This is a genomic window from Stenotrophomonas sp. STEN029, assembly GCF_056760015.1.
Genome location: NZ_JBRREC010000063.1, coordinates 1 through 23,299, shown reverse-complemented (window position 1 = coordinate 23,299; position 23,299 = coordinate 1). Strand labels below are relative to the sequence as shown.

Sequence of the window (23,299 nt, the reverse complement as noted above, 5' to 3'; positions counted from 1 at the left end):
CACCCGCCTCCCCTCCCCCGCACCAGGAACCGACCGTGGGCTTTTCGACTATCTTCATCCGGCGCCCGATCGCCACCTCCCTGTTGATGATCGGGCTGATGCTGCTGGGCATCCTCGGTTACCAGCGCCTGCCGGTTGCGGCCCTGCCCGAGATCGAAGCGCCCAGCCTGGTGGTGACCACCCAGTACCCGGGTGCCAGCGCGCAGACCATGGCCTCGCTGGTGACCACGCCGCTGGAGCGGCAGCTGGGGCAGATTTCCGGGCTGGACATGATGACCTCCGATTCGTCGGCAGGCCTGTCCAGCATCGTGCTGCAGTTCTCGATGGAACGCGACCTGGATACCGCCGCGCAGGACGTGCAGGCGGCCATCCGCCAGGCCACCCTGCCCAGCTCGCTGCCCTACCAGCCGGTCTACAACCGGGTGAACCCGGCCGATGCGCCGATCCTGACCCTGAAACTGGCCTCGGACACGCGCCCGCTGCGTGAGGTCAACGATCTCGCCGACTCGATCCTCGCCCAGCGCCTGTCACAGACCGACGGCGTCGGCCTGGTCTCCATCGCCGGCAACGTGCGACCTGCGGTGCGCATCCAGGTCAATCCGGCGCAGCTGTCCAACATGGGCATGACCCTGGAAGACCTGCGCAGTGCGTTGACCCAGGCCAACGTCAACGCGCCCAAGGGCTCGCTCAACGGCAAGACGCAGAGCTATACGCTGTCCACCAACGACCAGCTCAGCGACGCGGCCGACTACAACGACATCATCATCCGTTACCAGAATGGCGCGCCGGTACGCCTGCGCGACGTCGCCAAGGTGGTCGATGGCGTCGAGAACGACCAGCTCGCCGCTTGGGCCGATGGCAAGCCGGCAGTGCTGCTGGAAGTACGCCGCCAGCCCGGTGCCAACATCGTCAAGACGGTGGAGAACATCCGCCAGATCCTGCCCAACCTGCAGGGCATGCTGCCGGCCGACGTGAAGCTCGATGTGTTCTCCGACCGCACGGTGACCATCCGCGCCTCGGTGCATGACGTGCAGTTCACCCTGGTCCTCACCATCTGCCTGGTGGTGGCGGTGATCTTCGTGTTCCTGCGCCGGCTGTGGGCGACGGTGATCCCGTCGGTGGCGGTGCCGCTGTCCCTGCTTGGCACGTTCGGGGTGATGGCCTTCGCCGGCATGTCGCTGGACAACCTGTCGCTGATGGCGCTGACCGTGGCCACCGGCTTCGTGGTCGACGATGCGATCGTGATGATCGAGAACATCGTGCGCTACATCGAGAAGGGCAAGGACGGCCAGGAAGCGGCGGAGATCGGCTCCAGGGAGATCGGCTTCACCGTGTTGTCGCTGACGGTCTCGCTGATCGCGGTGTTCCTGCCGCTGATCCTGATGCCGGGCGTCACCGGTCGTCTGTTCCATGAGTTCGCCTGGGTGTTGTCGATTGCAGTCGCGATCTCGATGGTGATCTCGCTGACGCTGACGCCGATGATGTGCGCCTACCTGCTCAAGCCCGATGCGCTGCCGGAAGGCGACGACGCGCATGAGCGGACCGCAGCGGAAGGCAAGGTCACCGCCTGGTCGCGTCTGGTCGGCGTCTACGAGCGCACGCTGGACTGGGTGCTGCACCACCAGCCGCTGACCCTTGGCATCGCCCTGGCCTCGGTTGCGTTGACCGTGCTGCTGTACATGGTGATCCCCAAGGGCCTGCTGCCCGACCAGGACACCGGCATGGTCACCGGCGTGGTCATCGCCGACCAGAACGTCGCCTTCGAGCAGATGCAGCAGCGCACGCAAGCCGTGGCCGCCGCGCTGCAGAGCGATGAAGCGGTCACCGGTGTCGCTGCCTACATCGGCGCTGGCAGCATGAATCCCACCCTCAACCAGGGCCAGCTGAGCATCGTGCTCAAGGACCGTGGCGATCGCGATGGGCTGGATGTGATCCTGCCGCGCCTGCAGGCCGCCGCCGCACATATCCCCGGCATCGCGCTGTACCTGAAGCCGGTGCAGGACGTGACCCTGGATACGCGCGTGGCCGCCACTGCCTACCAGTTCTCGCTGTCGGACATGGACAGCGCCGAGCTGGCCAAGCAGACCGAACGCGTGACCGATGCATTGCGCCGGCTGCCGGAACTGGCCGACGTCGACGACAACCTGGCCAACCACGGCCGCGCGCTGCATGTGGAAGTGGACCGCGACAAGGCCAGCCGTTACGGCGTGCCGATGCAGACCATCGACGACACGCTGTACGACGCCTACGGCCAGCGCCAGATCTCGACCATCTTCACCCAGCTCAACCAGTACCGCGTGGTGCTGGAAGTGGCGCCGGAGTTCCGTACCAGCGATGCGCTGATGAACCAGCTGGCGATAGGCAGCAACGGCAGCGGCACGCTCAGCGGCAGCAATGCCACCACCCTGGGCCAGGTGACCTCGAGCAACTCGTCCACCGCCACCGGCATCGGCAGTGCCAATACCGGCATCGCGCTGGGCGCAGGCGGCAGCATCCCGCTGTCGGCGATTGCCAGCGCCAAGCCCGGTACCGCGCCGCTGATCGTCAGCCACCAACAGCAGCTGCCGTCGGCGACAATCTCGTTCAACCTGGCGCCGGGTTACTCCCTGTCCGAAGGCGTGGATGCGATCAACAAGGCGGTGGCCGAACTGGAGCTTCCGCAACAGATGCAGGCGCAGTTCGTCGGCACCGCGGCCGAGTTCTCCAGCAGCCAGACCGACGTGATCCTGTTGCTGCTGGCCGCCATCGCGGTGATCTACATCGTGCTCGGCGTGCTGTACGAAAGCTGGATCCATCCGCTGACCATCATCTCGACCCTGCCGCCGGCCGGCGTCGGCGCACTGCTGGCCTTGTACCTGTGCGGGATGAGCCTGTCGGTGGACGGCATCGTCGGCATCGTGCTGTTGATCGGCATCGTCAAGAAGAACGCGATCATGATGATCGACTTCGCACTGGACGCGCAGCGCTCCGGCGCCAATGCCTATGACGCGATCCGTCGCGCCTGCCTGCTGCGTTTCCGCCCGATCATGATGACCACCGCCGCGGCCATGCTCGGCGCACTGCCGTTGGCACTTGGCACCGGCATCGGCTCGGAACTGCGGCGTCCGCTGGGTGTGGCCATCGTCGGCGGCCTGCTGCTGTCGCAGCTGGTCACGCTGTACACCACGCCGGTAATCTACCTGTACTTCGAGCGTCTGTCCGAGTGGGCGGCCAAGCGCCGTGAACAACGCGCCGCTGCACGCCTGCAGACGGCACGGTAAGCGCGGATGAACATCTCCGCGCCTTTCATCTCGCGCCCGATCGGCATCACCCTGCTGGCGATCGGCCTGTTCTTCGCCGGCTTGCTCTGCTATCTGCGGCTGGGTGTTGCTGCCCTGCCCAACCTCGCCATCCCGGTGATCTTCGTGCAGGCCTCCAATACCGGTGCCGACGCCAACACCATGGCGGCCACGGTCACCGCGCCCCTGGAGCGGCACCTGGGTCAGGTGCCTGGCATCGACACCATGCGCTCCAGCAGCAGCGATGGCCGCAGCATGGTGTTCCTGATGTTCAACACCAGCCGCAACATCGATTCGGCCGCACAGGACGTGCAGGCTGCGATCAACGCGGCCATGGCCGACCTGCCGGCCGGCATCAATACGCCGACGTACCAGAAGGCCAACCCCAACGACGATCCGGTGATCGCGCTGGCGTTGACCTCGGACACGCAGTCGGTGGCCGAGCTATACAACACCGCCGACTCACTGCTGGCGCAGCGCCTGCGCCAGCTGCCCGGTGTCTCGCAGGTGGATATTGCCGGCGCTTCCACGCCAGCAGTGCGCGTGGACCTCAACCTGCGTGCGATGACTGCGCTGGGCCTGAGCCCGGATGACCTGCGCAACGCGATGCGCGCGGCCAACGTCGCCTCGCCGCTGGGCTTCCTCAGCGACGGCAGCAGCCAGACGGCGATCATCCTCAACGACCAGATCCGCAAGGCCTCGGATTTCGCCAACGTCGCCATCTCCACCCACGATGGCGCGGTGGTGCGCTTGAAGGATGTGGCCACGGTCTACGACGGCCAGCAGGACGCATATCAAGCCGCGTGGTTCAACGGCAAGCGCGGCGTACTGATGTATGTCTACCTGCGCAGCGGCGACAACCTCGTCGCTACCGTCGATCGGGTAAAAGCGGCCATTCCCTCGCTCACCGGCTATCTGGATGCAGGCACCACGCTGACCCCGTACTTCGATCGCACGCCGACCATCCGCGCCTCGCTGGCTGAAGTGCAGATCACCTTGATGATCAGCCTGCTGATGGTGATCCTGACCATGGCGCTGTTCCTGCGCAGGCTCGCGCCGACGCTGATAGCCGCAGTGACCGTTCCGCTGTCGCTGGCCGGTGCGGCGCTGGTGATGTACGCGCTGGACTTCACCCTCAACAACCTCACCCTGCTGGCGCTGGTGATTGCCATCGGCTTCGTCGTCGACGATGCCATCGTGGTGATCGAGAACGTCATGCGCCATCTCGACGAGGGCATGCCGCGACGTGAAGCAGCGATGGCCGGCGCGCGCGAGATCGGCTTCACCATCGTCTCGATCACCGCCTCGCTGATCGCGGTGTTCCTGCCGATCATCTTCGCCCAGGGCATGATCGGTGCGTTCTTCCGCGAGTTCACCCTCACCCTGGTTGCGGCCATCCTGGTCTCGGCCGTGGTCTCGCTGACCCTGACCCCGGCACTGTGCGCACGCTTCCTGCATCCACATGCCGAAGGCGCGCGCGATACCCGCACCAACCGCATGCTGGACCGCGTGCATGAGGGGATGCTCAAGGTCTATACGGTCGCACTGGATTTCTCGCTGCGGCATGCCTTGCTGTTGTCGCTGACGCCCTTGCTGCTGATCGTGGCCACGTTCTATCTGGCCGGCTCGGTCAGCAAGGGCCAGTTCCCCGAACAGGACACCGGCCTGATCTGGGGCCGCGCCAGCTCCAGCGCCACCGTCTCGTTCCAGGAAATGGCCGAACGCCAGCGTCGGCTCAGCGATACCTTCCTGGCCGACCCGGCGGTGAAGATGGTGGGCTCGCGACTGGGTTCCAGCCGCCAGGGCAGCAGCGCACAGTTCAACATCGAGCTGCATACCGAGAAGGAAGGCCGCAAGGAGCCCACCAATGTGGTGGTCAGCCGGCTGAGCGCCAAGGCCGCGCAGTTCCCGGATCTGGATGTGCGCTTGCGCGCGATCCAGGACCTTCCCTCCGACGGCGGCGGTGGCGGTTCACAGGGCGCGCAGAACCGCGTGACGCTGCAGGGCAACGACGCCGAACAGCTGGCCGAATGGCTGCCCAAGCTGGTGACCGCGTTGAAGCAGCATCCGCAACTGCGTGATGTCGGCTCGGACGTGGACAAGGGCGGCTTGATGCAGAAGATCGTCATCGACCGCGAAAAGGCCTCGCGTCTTGGCGTGACCATCGGCGCCATCGACGGTGCGCTATACGGCGCCTTCGGCCAACGCCAGATCTCCACCATCTATGCCGACCTCAACCAGTATGGGGTTGTGGTCAATGCACTGCCCAGCCAGACCGGCAGCCCGGCCGCGATTGAAGACCTGTATGTGCCGTCCAAGAGCGGGCAGATGATTCCGCTGACCGCCCTCGCCCATCAGGAACCCGGCCTGGCGCCGTCGCAGGTCACCCACCAGAACCAGTACACGGTGATGGACCTGAGCTACAACCTGGCGCCGGGCGTAAGCAGTGGCGAAGGCGATGCCATCGTCAAATCGGTGATCGAAGGCCTGCGCATGCCCGGCGATATCCGCCAGGCTGCGCCCGGAGGTTTCCGCCAGGCCATGGACCCGGTGGCGATGCTGATGCTGATCATCGCCGCCATCGCCACGGTCTACATAGTGCTCGGCATGCTCTACGAGAACCTGGTGCATCCGGTGACCATCCTATCCACCTTGCCGGCAGCGGGCATGGGTGCCTTGCTGGCCTTGTGGGTCACCAATACCGACCTGTCGATCATCTCGATGATCGCGCTGGTGTTGCTGATCGGCATCGTCAAGAAGAACGCGATCATGATGATCGATTTCGCCCTGGTCGCGCAGCGCGTGCACGGCAAGTCGCCGGCCGAAGCAGTGCGCGAAGCCAGCATCGTGCGTTTCCGCCCGATCATGATGACCACGATGGTTGCCATCCTCGCTGCGCTGCCGCTTGCGATTGGCCTGGGTGAAGGCTCCGAGCTGCGGCGTCCGCTGGGCATCGCGATGATCGGCGGCCTGCTGATCTCACAGAGCCTGACCCTGCTCAGCACACCGGCGCTGTATGTGATCTTCTCCTGCCTGCAGCAGCATTGGCGCAGCTGGCGCGCACGCAGCAGGGAGCGCAAGCGCCTGCGCAAGCTCGCACGCGCGTGATGCCCCCCTCCCTTGCGCGCAGCGCAGGGGGTGAAGAGGGTCTGCTTGCGCGGCACTGCCGCGCGACCTGATGAACGACGGAAGGCTACGCCTTCGGGCCGGACGGGGTGGGGAGGGGTGCTCTGGCCGTTGCTCTGGCCGTTGCTTTGGCTTTGGCTGTTGCTTTGGCTTCAGCTGTCGCCTTAGCCCTTCTCCCGCCTGCGGGGTGAGAGGGGCAGCTTGCGAACCACTGGTTCGCTGCCCATCGAACGTCCTTGCGTCAGCGCAAGGGCCGGGGCGCGGAGCGAGGGTTGGGATGAGGGGAGCTTTGGCTTTGGCTTTGGCTTTGGCTTTGGCTTTGACTTTGGCTTTGACTTTGGCTTTGGCTTTGGCTTTGGCTTTGGCTTCAGATTTTGAGTTACATGCACGCCGCGATCCAAGCGTGAAAAGGCAGCAGCCAAAGCAACAGCAACAGCAACAACGCAAAAGCTCACCCCTCCCCAACCCTCCCCTGCGCTACGCGCAAGGGAGGGAGCTGAAAGCCGCTGCACTGTGTGCAAGGGAGAGAGCTGAAAGCCCTGCGCATACGCGCAAGGGAGGGAGCAACGCTGGCCCTCAGCAGCCAGTTCTGCCACCGTATAGCGGCACCACGCTCCCGTCAGACACGACTGGTACCGCAATGCCCCTATTCAAGTTCACCCGCCACGGCGGGCTAGCGCGCGGCAGCCAGCCGCACTCTCCCCTGCCCTGGATCGCCTTGATCGCATTGATCCTCGGTGCAGTCGCACTCGGCTTTGCCTGGCTCGCTGGCTGGATTGGCCGTGATCGCCTGACCGCACAGAACTTCACCGACGCCATCGAAGCCACCGGCGCAAACCATCCCGGCTTTCGTCGCGCCCACAGCAAGGGCGTATGCGTAAACGGCTGGTTCGAACCAAACGCACAGGCGCCACAACTGTCCCACGCCCGCGTCTTCGAACAGGCACGTGTGCCGGTACTAGGGCGCCTGTCGATAGGCGGCGGCAACCCGCATGGTGCCGACAACAATGCGCGCGTGCGCAGTATCGCCCTGCAGCTGAGCAGCGATGACGGCCAGCAATGGCGCATGGCCATGAACAGCTTCCCGTTCCTCGCCGTCGCGACACCGGAGGCCTTCTACGAGCAGACCCGCGCACAGATTCCCGATCCCGCCACAGGCAAGCCGGACCCGGCCAGGCTGGCGGCGATCCAGGAGAAATACCCCAGCGCCCGCGCGTTCACCCAATGGGCCAAGACCGCACCGTGGACCGACAGCTGGGCCAGCACCGAGTTCAACAGCGTCAACAGTTTCTGGTTCACCAATGCGCAGGGGCAACGCCGAGCTGTACGTTGGCGCTGGCAACCACAGGCCACACCGCGTGAGCTGGATGCCGCAACCCGCGAACAGGCCGGCGTGGATTTCCTCAGCCAGGATCTGCAGCAGCGGCTCGCACAGGGCCCGGTTCGCTGGAATCTGGTGGTGACCCTGGCCATCGCACAGGACGCGATCAATGACCCGTCCGTGCCGTGGCCGGCCGAGCGTGAGCAGATAGTCGCAGGCGTGCTCACCATCAAGCATATGCAGCCGCAGGAACAAGGCAGCTGCAATGACCTCAACTTCGACCCGCTGATCCTGCCCGAGGGCATCGAAGGCAGCGACGACCCCATCCTCGCCGCCCGTTCAGCGGTGTACTCGCAATCCTTCAATCGCCGCGAGCGCGAGCGCGCTACCGGCGAAGCCGCGCGTGACAACGCACAGGTGCAGCCATGAACAGCAACGGCCACTTCAACCTGCTGGCGCGCGTACTGCACTGGAGCATGGCGCTGCTGATCCTGGCAATGCTGTTCGTCGGCGTGACCATGGTTGCCTCGGTGCACCTGCGGCCGGGGTTGATCAACCTGCACCGACCTCTCGGCATCCTGATCCTGTTACTGGCCGTGCTGCGCCTGTACAACCGCCTGCGCCACCGGCCACCGCCGCTGCCTGCTGACCTGCCGGCATGGCAGGCCTGGGCTGCGACCGCTTCGCATTGGCTGTTGTATGCATTGATGTTGGCGATGCCGCTGATCGGCTGGGCCATGCTGTCAGCGGGCGGCTATCCCATCGTGTTGTGGGGCGGCGTGCAGCTGCCGGCCATCGTGCCGCATACGCCATCGCTGTATGCCTTGCTTCGCAATGCCCACAGCCTGCTCGCCTACCTGCTGTTCGCCACGGTGCTGGTGCATGTGGGCGCGGCCTTGTTCCATGCCTGGGTGCGCCGCGATGGCGTGTTCCAGGCAATGGCACGCGGCCCACGCCGCTAAAGCACTCATCGCGCCGGCGGCTTGCCCTCGCCCTTGCCGGTAGCGGCCCAGTAGATGCCGCCGTACAGGTGCTCCAGGTAGCGCGGATCGTTATAGGCCTCGGCCTGATGACCCAGCGCGGTGGCAAACACGCGACCACCTTCGAACCGGTGATACCACGCCACCGGATGATCCCTGCCCATGCCCTTGGCAACCTGGCCCGGCCAGATCAGGGTCGGATCGTAGCTACGCTCGTCAACCACCAGCAGCGTGACCAGGTCATCGCTGTACGGGGGATCGTACTCGTACCACTCGTCGCTCCATAGCCAGCGCTGCGGCAGACCCGCGGTCGCTGGAAAATCACGGTTCACCACATCGACCATGGCGGTCTGCAGATAGGGATGGGTACGGAACGAGCGGCCAATCATGCGGTCGTACCACGCCCACTCACCGCGCTGTATCGCGAACGCCTTGTGCACCGCGACCACGCCACCGCCATTGCGCACGTACTGCTGGAACTTTTCACGCTGCGTCGGTGCCAGCTCGGTGGCCGGCGTGTTGAGCAGCACGATGGCGTCGTACTGCGCCAGATCCTGATCGAAGGCGCTGGTGTTCCACGCCCAGGTCAACGCGAAGTAGTGCTGCCGCGCGAGCGCCTCGAACTGCGGCTTGGCCACCGGGATGTAGTCATGGTGGTACTGGTTGGGGATTGCAGCGACCAGTACCTTGAACTGCTGCGCCCATGCAGGGCCGCTGATACACAGCAATACCGCCAACATCCAGCATCTACCTCGCATGCCCAGCTCCTGCCCGTGATTGCAGCGAGCATAGTGTGCCGTCGACGCGGCAACGGCGGCGTTGCTGAAATTTCATAGCTCGCGCGGATAAAGGCATACCGCCAACCGCTTGTGGGAGCGGCATAAGCCGCGAAGCTCGCAATGTGTCCATTGCAGCGAGGTTGGGTCTGCTTGGTAGGCCCCTGCCGAGCATGGCTCGGCACTACCGTTGGGCTACAGCCAGCCCTTCTGGCGCGCAATGCGGTGGGCTTCGATGCGGTTGGCCACGCCGAGCTTTCCAATGCACTCGGACAGATAGTTCCGCACGGTGCCATGCGACAAACCCAGCTGCTCGGCGATCTCATTGGCCGAGCGGCCTTCTCCGGCGAGTCGGAGAACCTGCCGCTCGCGATCATTCAACGGGTCGGCCTCGGACCATGCCTCCACCGCCAACTGCGGGTCGATCGCGCGCCCACCGCGCTGCACCTGACGCAGGGCATCAGCCAGCTTCTCGGCCGGCGCATCCTTGAGCAGATAGCCCTGCACGCCCGCATCCAGGGCGCGGCGCAGGAAGCCGCTGCGGGCAAACGTGGTGACGATCACCACCTTGATCGGCAGTTGATGACGTTGCACCCGTTGTGCCAACTCCAGCCCGGTCAGCAGTGGCATTTCAATATCGGTGACCAATACATCCGGCTTCAGGCGCTGCAGTTCGCGCCAGGCGATTTCGCCGTCGGCTGCCGTGCCTATCACTTCGATATCCGATTCCAGGTTGAGCAGTGCCGACAGCGCTCCGCGCACCATCGCCTGGTCCTCGGCCAACAGGATGCGGATCATGCGCGTGCCTCCTGTGCCGGCAGACTTCCTGCGTCGGCCTGCGGCACGCCGGCGACCAACGTCGACGGCCTGTCCTGCGCCTGCACCGGGACACGGATCTTCAAGCGCGTACCCTGGCCCTTCGGCGACTCGATCTGCAGTTCACCGCCCAATGCCAACACCCGCTCGCGCATTCCGGCCAGACCATTGCCGTTGGCTGAAACACCACCGCGACCGTCGTCCACTACTTCCATCTGCACCGCCTCCGGCGAAACGTCGATGCTGATCAGTGCCTCATTGGCCTGGGCATGGCGAGCGATATTGGTCGCGGCCTCGCGCAACACCATCGACAAGCCAGCCTCGATCCACCCAGGCATCGCGGGCGGCGGCGAATAGCGCAGGTGCACGCGCGAAGACTCCAGCAATAGATGGGCCGAAGCCAACTCAGCAGCAAGGTCGGCAGCACGAAAACCAGTAACCGCGCTGCGCACCTGGGCCAGCGCATCGCGCGCGATCTGTTCGGCCTCGGCCAGCTCGCGCTGTGAGCGCTGCGGGTCGCGTTCGAACAGCTTGCGTGACAGCTCCATCTTCAAGGTGATCAGCGACAAGGTGTGCCCGAGCAGATCGTGCAGATCGCGACCAATACGCTCGCGCTCGGCGGTCGCGGCCAGGCGTCGAACTTCCTCGTGGGAAAGGCGCAGCGCGGCGTCCTTCTCGCTGCTGGTGCGCTCGACGTTGACGATCAATCCAATGATGACCGTCAGCGCCGGAATCCAAGCCACCACCTGCCACGGATAGCCTATCCACCATGCCAACGAGACGAAGGCGATGTTCAACAGTACGAGTTCCAGCAGGTAGTGCCGCACGCTGATGCAACGGTTGGTCCGCAACATCACGCAACCGAACACGAAGTAGTTCATGCCGGAGGGGTAGATCGGCAGCAGCGCCATCGACAGTACGATCATCGCCAACGCGAAGATCGGCGCGTGCCGCCGCGCGCTTATCAAGGTCAGCAGGTAGAACACGATGAACAACGGGAACGACCACAGGGTGATCAACGCCCAGCGCAGGGTGTAGCCCGCGCCGAACATCGGCGTGATGAACACCCAGACCGTCCACAGCAGATGCACGGCATCCACCCACGGCCATTTGCCGAGCTTGATGTTGTCGGCCACCACCGAGTCCGGTGCCGGCTTCAACCACCCAGGGCGCTGCAATCCCATCGACCTTCATCCTGTGCAATGCGGCAATGATGCCATCAGCCGTGGCGGCGCAGACGCCAACCGGCCACCGCCGTGATGGCTACCGTGAATACGAGTAGCCACAGCACGTGCGGCCACGCACTGCCCACCTCGAAGTCCAATGCGCCCTGCGCCAACATGTTCAGATGATGACTCGGCCAGATCACCGCCAGGTCCCGCAACAGCGGCGGCAGCACCTTCAAGGGAAACCACAGGCCCGACAACACCGCCATCGGCAGGTAGACCAGGTTGATCACCGCGGCTGCACCATCGCCCTTGGCCAGCGTGCCCAGCAACAGGCCCAGTGCGCAGAACGGCAAGGTGCCCAGGGTTGCCACCGCGGTCAGCCGCAGCATCTGCGAGGCATTGAGCTGCACCCCGGCCACGGTGGTGGCCAACAGCTGCAGGATCACCACGATGGCCAGCGCGGTCAGCATCGCCATCACCATCTTGCCGAGCAGATAGGCCAGCGGTGGCATCGGCATCGCGCGCTTGAGGGTAAGCAGGCCGTTGTCACGTTCCAGTGCCAGCGCGATGCCAAAGCCGAACAGGCCCGGCGCCATCACCCCGAAGGTGACATAGCTGCCAAGCAGGAAGCGGGCGGCCTGGGCCGGCTGCGTGTGGCCGAGCAGCACCGCGAACAGCAGATAGAACACCGCCGGGAAAAGTAATGTCGGCAACACGAACCCGGGGTAGCGCAGATAGCGCAGGCATTCGGCACGGCTCTCCTGCAGATAGGCACCCAGCACTTGGCGGGACGACATCACCGGCAGCATGGATTGGTATTGGCTGTTCATCAGGCTGCCTCGCGTTGTGTCTGTGCAGCATCGGCTGCAGTCAGATCGGTGAATGCTTCGCCCAGCCCAGCCGGCTGCACCTCCAGTCCGGATAGCGCAGGGTCTGCCTGCAATAGTTGCCGCACCACGCTTTCGACACGGTCGCTGCGCAGCTGCAGGTAGTCACCGTCCCGGCTGATCTGCACCACCCCCGGCCAGGACGCCAGCACCGCCGCATCCAAGGTGCTGACACAGCGGATGCTGCGATGGATGACCCGTGCGCGCAGTGCATCCACGCTGCCGTCGCTGACGATGCGTCCGCGCAACAGCACGCAGACACGATCGGCCAGGCGCTCTGCTTCCTCCAGATAGTGAGTGGTCAAAACCACGGCGGTGCCTTCGGCGACCAGGGCCCTTACCGTCGCCCACAGCTGCTGGCGTGCCGGCAGGTCGAGGCCAACCGTGGGTTCGTCCAGGAACAGCAGCCGTGGCCGCCCACACACGGCAAGGGCGAACTGAACCCGTCGCTGCTGCCCGCCGGACAGCTTGCCGTAGCGACGCTTCAGCAGGTCCTCGATACCGGCCAGCGCGGCTACATCCGCCAGGTCGCGGGGGGACGGGTAGTAGCTGGCCGACAATTGGATCAGCTCGGCCACGTTCAAGGTCTCCGGCAACGCGGCACTCTGCAGCATCACCCCGATGCCACGCCGCGCGGCCAGCTGTTGCGGATCATGGCCGAACAGCTGCACCTGCCCGGCATCGGCCCGCAGCAGGCCCAGCATCAGGCTGATGGCGGTGGTCTTGCCTGCACCATTTGGCCCAAGCAGCGCCAGCACCTGCCCGGCCCGCAGCTCCAGATCAACGCCATCCAGGGCCCGCACTGCACCGTAATGCTTGTGCACGCCGTGTAGGCCTGCCAGTACTTCACCATGTGCCGTCATTGCCGCCGCCTTCTTCAGGGAGTGCCGCAACATTAGGTCGGCGATGTCTGCCTCCCCAGTGAATCCGATCAGGCAAAGCACATGACAGCCGTCACCTGCGCGCCGGGCAGGGTGCTGCCTATGATGTGCCCGTCCCGGTCCATCACTGTCGGCCGCAGCGAATTACGCTAAGTTGCGGTCACATTCCCGCTCTCACGCCGTCCTGCTACCCATGAATGCATCTGCTGAACTGCTGAAGGAACTCCGCATCGACCGCTCCGCCCCGCCACCGCGTGGCCCGGCACCGTCGCGCCGTTGGTTGTGGATCGTGATCGGACTGGTAGTAGCCCTGCTGCTGGTACTCGGCATTGGCGCCATGTTGGGCGGCAAACCGCCGGTGACGGTGCAGACCGCCCCCGTGGTGGCCATGAACCAGGCCGGTGCCGGCAACAGTTCGGTGCTGGACGCCAGCGGCTACGTGGTTGCCCGGCGCATGGCGACCGTCTCGGCCAAGATCACCGGCAAGGTACGCGAGGTGATGATCGAGGAAGGCATGAGGGTCGAAGAAGGCCAGGTGATGGCCACGCTGGACCCGATCGATGCCAACGCGCAACGCAGCCTCAACGCCGCCCAGCTCGATGCCGCCCGCAGCCAGACCGAAGGCCTGCAGGCGCAGCTGCGCCAGGCCGAAGCTGAGGCGGGCCGCCTGCAGTCGCTGGTTGGCCAACAATTGGTTTCACGCTCGCAGTATGACCAGGCCGTGGCCGCACGCGACAGCCTGCGCGCGCAGCTGGCAACGTCACGCCACAACGCCAAGGTCGCGCAGGATGCGCTGGCCATCGCCGACCTGGGCGTGGACAACAACGTGGTGCGTGCACCGTTCTCCGGCGTGGTCACGGCCAAGGCTGCGCAGCCCGGCGAGATCGTCTCGCCGCTGTCGGCCGGTGGCGGCTTCACCCGTACTGGCATCGGCACCATCGTCGACATGGAATCGCTGGAAGTGGAAGTGGAGGTAGGCGAAGCCTTCATCGGCCGCGTGCAGCCGAAGATGCCGGTGGAAATCGTGCTGAATGCCTACCCGGACTGGAAGATTCCGGGCCACGTGATTGCCATCATTCCCACCGCTGACCGCGGCAAGGCGACAGTCAAGGTACGTGTGGCATTGGAAGCAAAGGACCCACGCATCGTGCCGGAGATGGGCGTACGCGTCAGTTTCCTGGAGAAAGCCGCAGCCGCTGGCACTGAAGCACCGAAGGGCGTGCGCGTACCCGCTGCCGCCATCGTCGAGCGCGACGGCAAGCCGGTCGCCTTCGTGGTGCAGGCCGATGACAAGGTGAAACAGCAGGCACTGGAAGTAGGCCAGGTCTTGGCCAAGGACAAGCAGGTGCTGTCGGGATTGAGTGCCGGGCAGACAGTGGTACTCAGCCCGGCTGCTGAATTGAAAGATGGCGACAAAGTGACGCTGGAAGGCGCGGAGAAGTAAGCGCAAGCTTGTGATGTTTGCAGAGCTGGTGCGAATCACCTGAAGCATGAAGTAGCTGCTTGCTGTTGCTTCTACCCCCTCCCTTGCGCGGAGCGCAGGGGAGGGTTGGGGAGGGGTGCTTTGGCTTTGGCTTTGGCTTTGAAAGCCACATGAAGCAGAGCTACTGCAGAAACCTGAAGCAAAGCAGAAGCAGCCCTCACCCCTACCCCTCTCCCGCAGGCGGGAGAGGGGAAAGCAGCAACAGCAACGGCCAACGCCAGAGAAAAGCAAAGCCAAAGCCCCCCTCCCTAACCCTCCCCTTGCCTTCGGCAAAGGGAGGGAACAGAAGCAAAGCGAAGCAATCCCACGTCAGGCGTCAAACACTCAACATCGAACACCACCGCGTCACTGCTGAGGATCATCCATGAGCACCCTCGTCTCCCTGCGCAACATCACCAAGACCTACCAGCGTGGCCCGGAAAAAGTGCAGGTCCTGCACGGCATCAACCTGGACATCGACCGTGGCGACTTCGTCGCGCTGATGGGACCCTCCGGTTCCGGCAAGACCACCCTGCTCAACCTGATCGGTGGCCTGGATACCCCAAGCGGTGGCGAGATCAACATCGAAGACCAGCGCATCGACCAGCTCAGCGCGGGCCAGCTCTCCACCTGGCGCAGCCACCACGTTGGCTTCGTGTTCCAGTTCTACAACCTGATGCCCATGCTCAGCGCGCAGAAGAACGTCGAACTGCCGCTGCTGCTGACCAACCTCAGCGCCAGCGACCGCAAGCGGCGTGCGCAGATCGCCTTGACCCTGGTCGGCCTGGCGGATCGCCGCGATCATCGGCCCAATGAGCTGTCCGGCGGCCAGCAGCAGCGCGTGGCCATCGCCCGCGCCATCGTCTCCGACCCCACCTTCCTGATCTGTGACGAGCCCACCGGCGACCTCGACCGCCAGAGCGCGGAGGAAGTGCTGGGCCTGCTGCAGCTGCTCAACCGCGAACACGGCAAGACCATCATCATGGTCACCCATGATCCCAAGGCCGCCGAGTACGCCACCCACACCGTGCATCTGGACAAGGGCGAGCTGGTCGACGCCCCGGTGCACTGAGGAGCACGGCCATGAAGTACTTCTCATTGATCTGGGCGCAGCTGTTCCGCAGCCGCACGCGTACGTTGTTCACCCTGCTCTCCATCGTTACCGCCTTCCTGTTGTTCGGCATGCTCGATTCGGTGCGCGTGGCCTTTGCCAGCGGTGGCAGCACCGTGGCCGGCGCCAACCGTCTGGTGGTGGCCTCGCGTCTGTCCATCACCCAATCACTGCCGATCCGGCTGGAGTCGCAGATACGGCAGATCGAGGGCGTCGACGACGTCACCTATGCCATGTGGTTCGGCGGCATCTATCAGGACCAGAAGAATTTCTTCCCGAACTTCTCGGTTGCACCGAACTACTTCGACCTGATGACCGAGTTCGACATCTCCAAGGAACAGGTGGAGGCTTTCCGCAACACGCGTACCGGCGCCATCGTCGGTGAGTCGCTGGCCAAGCAGTTCGGCTGGAAGATCGGCGACACCATTCCGCTGCAGGCCACCATCTTCCCGCGTGGTGGCAGCAACGATTGGCCGTTGCAGCTGGTTGGTACCTTCAAGTCCAAGAACACCGCTACCGCTGCCAACGAAGAACGCCAGTTGATGATGAACTGGAAGTATTTCGACGAATCCAACGACTACATCAAGAACCAGGTCAGCTGGTACACCGTGCGTCTGGACAACCCGGATCATGCTTCACGCGTGGCGCAGGCCATCGACGCGATCTCGGCCAACTCCGACCATGAAACCAAGAGCCAGACCGAATCGGCCTTCCAGCAGGCTTTCATCAAGCAGTTCGCCGACATCGGCATGATCGTCACCTCGATCATGGGTGCCGTGTTCTTCACCTTGCTGCTGCTCACCGGCAACACCATGGCCCAGGCCGTGCGTGAACGCGTGCCCGAACTTGCCACGCTGAAGACCCTGGGCTTCAAGGACGGCACCATGCTGATGCTGGTGATGGTGGAATCCATCGTACTGGTTGGCCTGGGCGGTGCGATCGGCCTGGGGCTCGCCGCGCTGGCGCTGCCGGTGATGGCGCCGCAGACCATGGGCCTGCTGCCGCCGCACGTGCCGGCACAGACCTGGATCGTGGGACTGGTGCTGATCGTGGTGATCGGCTTGGTGGTGGGCGTGTTGCCGGCACTGCGGGCCAAGCGCCTGAAGATCGTCGACGCACTGGCCGGGCGCTGAGGACAACGACATGAAGAACTTTCTTTCGAATGCGCTGGTGATCGTGCTGTTGGTGGCTGGCCTTGGCGTGTGGATCGCGCTGCCATGGATCGGTGTGGCGGTACTCGCGGTGGCGATCACACTGTGGCTGCTTCTCACGCGCACCGGGCGGCTGGCACTGGCTGCCACCCGGATTGGTCTTGCCAGCCTGCCGCAGCGTTGGGGCGCCTCATCGGTGATCGTGATCGGTATCGCCGGTGTGGTCGGCGTGCTGGTGGCGATGCTGGCGATGGGCCATGGCTTCCAGGCCACACTGGAAAGCACCGGCGATGACAGCACCGCAATCGTCCTGCGCGGCGGCTCGCAGGCCGAAACCAACTCGGTGATCACCCGCGATCAGGTGCCCTTGCTGGAAACCCTGCCGGGCGTGAAGCGTGGTGAAGATGGCCGGCCGCTGGTGTCTGCTGAAGTCTCGCAGGTGGTCAACCTCACCTCGCGCGGCGACGGCACCGATGTCAACGCACAGTTCCGTGGTGTCGGCGAGCAGGCCTGGGCCGTGCACGACAAGGTAAAACTGGTCGAAGGCCGCAAATTCGGTGCGGGCCTGCGTGAGATCGTCGCCGGCCGTGGGGCGCAGAAGCAGTTCCAGGGTCTGGAGGTTGGCAAGGAGTTGATGCTGGGCAATCAAGCCTGGACGGTGGTCGGTATCTTCGAATCCGGCGATGCGCATGATTCGGAGTTGTGGACCGATGCGCAGACGCTGGCCACTACCTACAACCGCAGTGCCTGGCAATCGATCAGCGTGCGCACCGACGGCAAACAAGGCTTTGAGAGCTTCAAGGCAGCCGTCGCCAACGATCCGCGGCTCAAGCTCGATGTCGAAAGCACGGCCGAGTATTACCGCAAGCAGGGCGGCGGCTTGAACAAGCTGCTGAAGGTACTGGGCACGGTGATCGGCGCGATCATGGCCGTAGGTGCGGTGTTCGGCGCACTCAACACCATGTATGCCGCCGTCGCCACCCGTGCGCGGGAAATCGCAACGCTGCGCGCAATCGGCTTCCGTGGCGTGCCGGTGGTTACCGCCGTGATGCTGGAAACCATGCTGCTGGCCCTGCTGGGCGGTCTGCTGGGCGGTGCCGTCGCCTGGCTGGCATTCAACAACTTCACCGTTTCAACCCTGGGCAACAACTTCAGCCAGGTGGTGTTCCAGTTCAAGGTCTCGCCGCCGCTGTTGTGGAGCGGATTGAAGTGGGCGTTGGGAATTGGTCTGGTCGGCGGCCTGTTCCCCGCGCTGCGCGCGGCGCGTTTGCCCATCACCACCGCTTTGCGCGAAACCTGACTCAACACGGCGCAGCCCGCACAGCAAACAACCCACCTGCCCTTGTGCAGGTGGGTTGGCGGAAAGTCTACCTTCACGCAGCCATCGGTTTCGGTCATCATGCGCGCCCGCCCAAGTCCCGGCGGCCAGCGGAGCTGTGATGGCAGATGCTGTGTCCCTCCCCCAACGGTGATGCATCTGTGACGGCGCCCCACAAGGGCGCTTTTTTTGTAGTTGGTATAAAGGAAAACCGAAAGCGATGTATTTGAAGTCGACCAAACTGTGCTCCGCGATCACCCTCGCGTTGCTCGGCAGCTCCAGCCTCACCGCGTTCGCACAGGATGCGGGCGAGACCACCACCACCCTGGACCGCATCGAGATCACCGGTTCACGCATCCGCCAAGCCAGCGTTGAGACCGCCCAGCCGGTCATCGCCTTGAGCCGTGCGGAAATCGAGAAGAAGGGCTACGTCAACGTCGCCGACATCCTGCAGGACGTCACCGCTGCCGGCGCACCGTCGCTGAGCCGCGCCTCGGCGCTGTCGTCCGGCCGTGACTACGGCGGCATGTATGTCAGCCTGCGCAACCTCGGCCCGGAGCGCACCCTGGTGCTGATCGACGGCCGCCGCATGGGCGTCAGCGCCGGCGGCTTCTCCGACGTCGGTTCGATTCCCTCGGCCATCGTCGAGCGTGTTGAAGTGCTGACCGACGGTGCGTCGGCACTGTACGGCTCGGACGCCATCGCCGGCGTCGTCAACGTCATCACCCGCAAGAACTTCGACGGCGGCAACGCCAGCGCCTATGTCGGCCAGTACGGCGAAGGCGACGGCCAGAAGCGCTCCAACAGCGCCAACTTCGGCAAGACCTTCGACCGCGGCTGGTTCAGCATTGGCGCCGAAAAGACCAAGGAAGATCCGGTCCTGGGTGGCGCCCGCGAATTCACTGCCTATCCCAACGGCCCCTACCATCCCGCTGATGGCCTGAACGGCAATACCCAGTGGGGTTCAGTCACCGTCGACGGCAAGCAGCTTACCGTTGGCCCGGGCGGCGATCCGTCCGATGTCGCCAACTTCCACAAGCCGGACGCGGCGACCTACGCCAACACCAAGACCAACATGACACTGCTCTCCTCGCTGGAGCGCAAGTCTGCCTTTGCCAATGGTGGTTTCCAGATCACCGACGATCTGCGCGTTGTCGCCGACGTTCTGTACAGCGAACGCGAATCGGTCAAGCAACTCGCCGGTTATCCCTACTCGGTGTCGGCCGCACAGGCAGCCAGCGGCGCACGTGCCGCACTCTCGGCCGAGAGCGCGTTCAACCATTGGGGCAAGGACGTGTTGTTCTCGCGTCGCACCGAGGAATACCCGCGTGTGACCAACAACGCGCTGACCACCAAGCGCGCCAGCCTTGGCCTGGAAGGCAGCTTCGAGACCGGTTCGCGGTTCTGGGACTGGAACGTGAGCTACATGTTCAACCGCAATGAAGGCGAGCGCCGCAGCCTGCAGAGCATGTACCAGCCGAACGTCAACCTGGCCGTCGGCCCGTCCTTCATCGACGCCGGCGGTGTTGCCCGCTGCGGCAGCCTCGGCAACGTGATCGAAGGCTGCGTGCCGTGGAATCCGCTGGCACCGGCAGGCAGCAACACCCCCGGCTCGCTCAGCGACAAGGCGGTGCGCGACTACATCTTCACCCGCTTCACCGATGAAATGCGGAGCACCACCAAGGTGGTCAGCGCCAACATCTCCGGCTCGCTGGCGAGCCTGCCGGCCGGTGACATCATGGCGGCGATGGGCGTTGAACATCGCAGCGAAGAAGCCAGCTACACCCCGGACCTGATGGTGCAGAACGGCGAAATCGCCGGCACCAGCGGCGCGCCGACGCGTGGCGACTACAAGCTGGACGAGGTCTACCTGGAAGTGCAGGTGCCGCTGCTGGCCGACATGCCGTTCGCACGTGAACTGTCGCTGGACCTGGCTGGTCGCTATTCCGACTACAACAACTTCGGTGGCACCACCAACGGCAAGTTCGGCCTGAAGTGGAAGCCGATCGACACCTTGCTGGTCCGCGCCACCTACGGCACCGGCTTCCGTGCGCCGACCGTGGACGACCTGTACGGCGGCACCGTCACCACCCGTGACCGCGTCACCGATCCCTGCGACCGTTCGTTCGGTGCAGCCGCACGCAATGCTGAAGTAGCTGCACGCTGCAGCGCTGCCGGCCTGGGTGCCGACTTCCGCCAGAAGACCGGCGACGGCGAACTGGCCACCACCTCCGGCGTACAGGCCGTCACCGACTTCACCTCCGGCTCCAACGCCGCGCTGAAGCCGGAAACCGCCAAGACCTGGACCGTCGGCCTGGTCTACAGCCCGGACTTCGTCAGCGGCCTGGACCTGAGCCTGGACTGGTGGAAGATCCGCATCGACGACGTGATCGTTGGCGAGTCGGCCACCGACATCCTCAACCAGTGCTACGTGCAGAACATCAGCTCGGCCTGCGACCGCTTCACCCGCTACAGCTCCGGCGCCAACAAGGGCCAGGTCAGCGGCATGAACCGTTCGTTGAACAACGCCGGTTACCAGGAAACCGCTGGCTATGACCTCGGCGTCCGTTACCGTCTGCCGGAAATGGCCTACGGCCAGCTGTCGCTGCGTTGGAACACCACGTACGTGGACTACCTGTCGCGCAAGAGCGACAACGTAGCCACCACCCCGGACGAAGAGTTCACGGGTTGGGAAGGCAACTTCCGCGTGCGCTCCAACCTGACGCTGGATTGGCAGAACGGCAACTTCGGCGCGAGCTGGACCACCCGTTACTACTCCAGCATGAAGGAGAAGTGTTCCTACGATCTGGACGGTGGCCCGGAGTGCAACATGCCGGACTTCCAGTCGGCGTACACCGACATGCAGCCGAGCCGCAAGCTGGGCTCCAACACCTTCCACGACCTGCAGGTGCGTTATGCCATGCCGTGGAACGGCACCGTGTCGCTGGGCGTCAACAACGTGTTCAAGCATGAAGGCCCGATCATGTACAGCCAGCCGAACAGCAGCTTCACCTACTACGGTGGCTTCGACATCGGTCGTTTCATGTACATGAAGTACCAGCAGCGCTTCTGATCCAGGTAACAACAGCGGCGGGTGCCGACGACAACGTCGACCACTCGCAACGCTGCGCTTGAAGCCCCTCTCCCGTTCGCGGGAGAGGGGTTGGGGTGAGGGCAGCTTTTCGCGTCTTTGCGGTAGCGGGGCGGCCATCGGCCGCAGGCGGCGTTGCTCCGATCACAAAAAGAAAGCTGCGATTGCCAACCCATATGTAGCGGACGCATCACCTGCTTCTCGGCTCACGCCGCTCCTACAAGCACTCGCAAGCGCACTCGCTTTGACCGCATAAACTGCAATTCCCTATTGCAGATAGCGGATGCTTGATCTGCGTCGCGGCTTACGCCGCTCCCACAGACAACTGTGCAAACCTGTCATACCGCCCTTTGTTGAGCGGGCGCCTGATCAGTAGGCCCCCGCAACCCAAACACCACACAACGGTCATCTGCCTGTCATCGCCACGAGGTAGATGCAGCGCCGCTTTGTGACTACCGTGGCAGGCTCCCCAAACCGGTTCCCGCCATGCTTCGTTCGCTGGCGCTGGCTGGCGTCTGCGTGATGCTGGCCGGCTTTGCCCTCTCATCCCCCGTCCCCCCACTGTCGCTCAGTGAGCGCTTGGCGGCACCTGGTGGCACATCACCGCTGGTCCCCACTGAACGCATCGATGCCCTGCTCGCCCGCCTGCCACATCAGCAAGGCAGCGTTACCGGCAGCGATGGCGTCGCCCTGCATTGGGTGTCGTTCGAGCCGGGCGACTACCGCCTGGACTACCGTTATCTCGGCAAGGGAAAGCGCTTCCCGGAGTTTTCGCTGGACGCCTCGGCACCGGACATCGAAACCCACACACAGCCACGCGGTACGGTGATCCTGCTGCATGGCTGGATGATGGATGGCGGTTCGCTGATGCCGTGGTCGCTGGAGTTGGCGCAACAGGGCTACCGCACTATCGCTCTGGATCTGCGCAATCACGGTCGCTCCGGTCATGCGCTTTCCGGCTATGGCACCCGCGAAGGCGAGGATGTGGTCGCCGCATTGAGAGCTCTGAAGAGCGAAGGCCAGGTTACCGGCCCGGTGCATCTGCTCGGTGTCTCCTACGGCGCCGCTACCGCGATCTTCGCCGCACGCGAACTGGGCCCGCAGCTGCGCAGCGTCGTGGCGATGGAATCCTTCGACAACGCCGGCGAAGCAATCCGCACGATGGTCCCGCACATGCTGGCCAAACCGGCGGAACGTTGGAGCGACTATGTCGCCCTACCGCTGGCGCGCTGGCAGTACGGTGGCCGCGGTCTGGACGAAGCAATCGCCACGACCGATCGCAAACTGGGCCTCAATCTGGACCAGGTGGACGTCGGTCAGGCCTTGGCACAGGTTCCCGCCTGCGTGCTGTTGATACACGGCCGCGACGACGAGCACATTCCGGTAGCACAGGGCCGCGCATTGGCCGCGGCCGCGCCGCACGCGCGCTATCTTGAAGTCGCCGCCGAAGATCACCTGACATTGCCGATGCGCCTGGATCGTCTATCGGGTGCGGTGAACACCTGGTTCGAACAGGCTGGTGACAGCGGCGATTGTGCGTCCACAGTGACAGCGAGCCTTTGAGTCACCAACGGTTTTCGAGACGATTCACCAAGGCCCCGCGAACCCGTAGTGCCGAACCATGTTCGGCAGGGGCATTCCAAGCAGCGCCGCAGAACCCCAAGGCTTTGGCTTTGGCTTTGGCTTTGGCTTTGGCTTTGGCTTCTGCTCTAGCTCTTTCTTTCCCTTCTCCCGCCTGCGGGGGAAGGTGCCCGAAGGGCGGATGGGGGGCGCTTCTGGCTTCTGGCTCCGCTCAAGCCTTTCCGCATCGTTGTTTCTATGAGCTTCGCGGCTTACGCCGCTCCCACAAAAGCCTGCCACCGCTGCCAAAAGCCCGCTTTTACTGCAAGCAAAGAAAAACCCCGCTGCTTCTGGCAGCGGGGTTTTTGGTTT

Annotated in this window: 15 protein-coding genes; 10 read left to right on the top strand and 5 right to left on the bottom strand. The window is 64.3% G+C overall.

Translation table 11 applies throughout. The features are described from left to right. Positions 1 to 35 precede the first annotated feature (35 nt). From ACVOLI_RS13925 to ACVOLI_RS13910, 4 genes are all read left to right on the top strand, one after another. Positions 36 to 3,260, top strand: a complete 3,225-nt coding sequence (locus ACVOLI_RS13925) for an efflux RND transporter permease subunit (RefSeq protein ID WP_481614871.1) — start codon at positions 36 to 38, stop codon at positions 3,258 to 3,260. 6 nt (positions 3,261 to 3,266) lie between these two features. Beyond that, the gene (locus tag ACVOLI_RS13920) at positions 3,267 to 6,386 is read left to right on the top strand and encodes an efflux RND transporter permease subunit (RefSeq protein ID WP_481614870.1); all 3,120 of its coding nucleotides are present in this window, start codon (positions 3,267 to 3,269) and stop codon (positions 6,384 to 6,386) included. 658 nt (positions 6,387 to 7,044) lie between these two features. Then, positions 7,045 to 8,154: a catalase family peroxidase gene (locus ACVOLI_RS13915; protein WP_481614869.1), complete on the top strand. Its 1,110-nt coding sequence runs from the start codon at positions 7,045 to 7,047 to the stop codon at positions 8,152 to 8,154. Continuing rightward, positions 8,151 to 8,687 (top strand): cytochrome b, encoded by a 537-nt coding sequence (locus tag ACVOLI_RS13910; protein ID WP_282269240.1) that lies wholly within the window; start codon positions 8,151 to 8,153, stop codon positions 8,685 to 8,687. Before ACVOLI_RS13915 ends, ACVOLI_RS13910 begins: the two co-directional genes overlap by 4 nt. A 5-nt stretch (positions 8,688 to 8,692) precedes the next feature. Here ACVOLI_RS13910 and ACVOLI_RS13905 read toward each other — a convergent pair whose 3' ends face one another. From ACVOLI_RS13905 to ACVOLI_RS13885, 5 genes are all read right to left on the bottom strand, one after another. Then, complete coding sequence (locus tag ACVOLI_RS13905) at positions 8,693 to 9,463, bottom strand: ThuA domain-containing protein (protein ID WP_481614868.1); 771 nt, start codon at positions 9,461 to 9,463, stop codon at positions 8,693 to 8,695. A 213-nt stretch (positions 9,464 to 9,676) separates the two neighbouring features. Further along, a complete protein-coding gene (locus tag ACVOLI_RS13900; RefSeq protein ID WP_481614867.1) occupies positions 9,677 to 10,279 on the bottom strand; it encodes a response regulator transcription factor in 603 nt (200 codons plus the stop codon). After that, positions 10,276 to 11,481 carry a sensor histidine kinase gene (locus tag ACVOLI_RS13895; RefSeq protein ID WP_481614866.1) on the bottom strand — a complete coding sequence of 402 codons (1,206 nt, stop codon included), beginning with the start codon at positions 11,479 to 11,481 and terminating at the stop codon, positions 10,276 to 10,278. The genes ACVOLI_RS13900 and ACVOLI_RS13895 overlap by 4 nt, the downstream gene beginning before the upstream one ends. Positions 11,482 to 11,516: 35 nt before the next feature. Continuing rightward, on the bottom strand, positions 11,517 to 12,296 hold the full coding sequence (locus tag ACVOLI_RS13890) for an ABC transporter permease (RefSeq protein WP_481614865.1): 780 nt from the start codon (positions 12,294 to 12,296) through the stop codon (positions 11,517 to 11,519). Next, positions 12,296 to 13,216 (bottom strand): ABC transporter ATP-binding protein, encoded by a 921-nt coding sequence (locus tag ACVOLI_RS13885; protein WP_481614864.1) that lies wholly within the window; start codon positions 13,214 to 13,216, stop codon positions 12,296 to 12,298. Before ACVOLI_RS13885 ends, ACVOLI_RS13890 begins: the two co-directional genes overlap by 1 nt. Positions 13,217 to 13,427: 211 nt before the next feature. On the opposite strand from ACVOLI_RS13885, the gene ACVOLI_RS13880 reads away from it, so the two are divergent. From ACVOLI_RS13880 to ACVOLI_RS13855, 6 genes are all read left to right on the top strand, one after another. After that, positions 13,428 to 14,678 carry an efflux RND transporter periplasmic adaptor subunit gene (locus ACVOLI_RS13880; RefSeq protein WP_481614863.1) on the top strand — a complete coding sequence of 417 codons (1,251 nt, stop codon included), beginning with the start codon at positions 13,428 to 13,430 and terminating at the stop codon, positions 14,676 to 14,678. Between the two features lie 403 nt (positions 14,679 to 15,081). Continuing rightward, the gene (locus tag ACVOLI_RS13875) at positions 15,082 to 15,768 is read left to right on the top strand and encodes an ABC transporter ATP-binding protein (protein WP_282269254.1); all 687 of its coding nucleotides are present in this window, start codon (positions 15,082 to 15,084) and stop codon (positions 15,766 to 15,768) included. Between the two features lie 11 nt (positions 15,769 to 15,779). Next, the gene (locus ACVOLI_RS13870; RefSeq protein WP_282269256.1) at positions 15,780 to 16,940 is read left to right on the top strand and encodes an ABC transporter permease; all 1,161 of its coding nucleotides are present in this window, start codon (positions 15,780 to 15,782) and stop codon (positions 16,938 to 16,940) included. Positions 16,941 to 16,950: 10 nt separating this feature from the next. After that, a complete protein-coding gene (locus ACVOLI_RS13865) occupies positions 16,951 to 18,258 on the top strand; it encodes an ABC transporter permease (RefSeq protein ID WP_481614862.1) in 1,308 nt (435 codons plus the stop codon). A 238-nt stretch (positions 18,259 to 18,496) separates the two neighbouring features. After that, positions 18,497 to 21,349 (top strand): TonB-dependent receptor plug domain-containing protein, encoded by a 2,853-nt coding sequence (locus ACVOLI_RS13860; protein WP_481614861.1) that lies wholly within the window; start codon positions 18,497 to 18,499, stop codon positions 21,347 to 21,349. Between the two features lie 504 nt (positions 21,350 to 21,853). After that, positions 21,854 to 22,930, top strand: a complete 1,077-nt coding sequence (locus tag ACVOLI_RS13855; protein ID WP_481614860.1) for an alpha/beta fold hydrolase — start codon at positions 21,854 to 21,856, stop codon at positions 22,928 to 22,930. The last annotated feature ends 369 nt before the right edge of the window (positions 22,931 to 23,299 follow it).

Coding starts and splice junctions, on each gene's coding strand:
- ACVOLI_RS13920 (WP_481614870.1), top strand. CDS start 3,267: ATGAACATCTCCGCGCCTTTCATCTCGCGCCCGATCGGCATCACCCTG.
- ACVOLI_RS13915 (WP_481614869.1), top strand. CDS start 7,045: ATGCCCCTATTCAAGTTCACCCGCCACGGCGGGCTAGCGCGCGGCAGC.
- ACVOLI_RS13910 (WP_282269240.1), top strand. CDS start 8,151: ATGAACAGCAACGGCCACTTCAACCTGCTGGCGCGCGTACTGCACTGG.
- ACVOLI_RS13905 (WP_481614868.1), bottom strand. CDS start 9,463: ATGCGAGGTAGATGCTGGATGTTGGCGGTATTGCTGTGTATCAGCGGC.
- ACVOLI_RS13900 (WP_481614867.1), bottom strand. CDS start 10,279: ATGATCCGCATCCTGTTGGCCGAGGACCAGGCGATGGTGCGCGGAGCG.
- ACVOLI_RS13895 (WP_481614866.1), bottom strand. CDS start 11,481: ATGGGATTGCAGCGCCCTGGGTGGTTGAAGCCGGCACCGGACTCGGTG.
- ACVOLI_RS13890 (WP_481614865.1), bottom strand. CDS start 12,296: ATGAACAGCCAATACCAATCCATGCTGCCGGTGATGTCGTCCCGCCAA.
- ACVOLI_RS13885 (WP_481614864.1), bottom strand. CDS start 13,216: ATGACGGCACATGGTGAAGTACTGGCAGGCCTACACGGCGTGCACAAG.
- ACVOLI_RS13880 (WP_481614863.1), top strand. CDS start 13,428: ATGAATGCATCTGCTGAACTGCTGAAGGAACTCCGCATCGACCGCTCC.
- ACVOLI_RS13875 (WP_282269254.1), top strand. CDS start 15,082: ATGAGCACCCTCGTCTCCCTGCGCAACATCACCAAGACCTACCAGCGT.
- ACVOLI_RS13870 (WP_282269256.1), top strand. CDS start 15,780: ATGAAGTACTTCTCATTGATCTGGGCGCAGCTGTTCCGCAGCCGCACG.
- ACVOLI_RS13865 (WP_481614862.1), top strand. CDS start 16,951: ATGAAGAACTTTCTTTCGAATGCGCTGGTGATCGTGCTGTTGGTGGCT.
- ACVOLI_RS13860 (WP_481614861.1), top strand. CDS start 18,497: ATGTATTTGAAGTCGACCAAACTGTGCTCCGCGATCACCCTCGCGTTG.
- ACVOLI_RS13855 (WP_481614860.1), top strand. CDS start 21,854: ATGCTTCGTTCGCTGGCGCTGGCTGGCGTCTGCGTGATGCTGGCCGGC.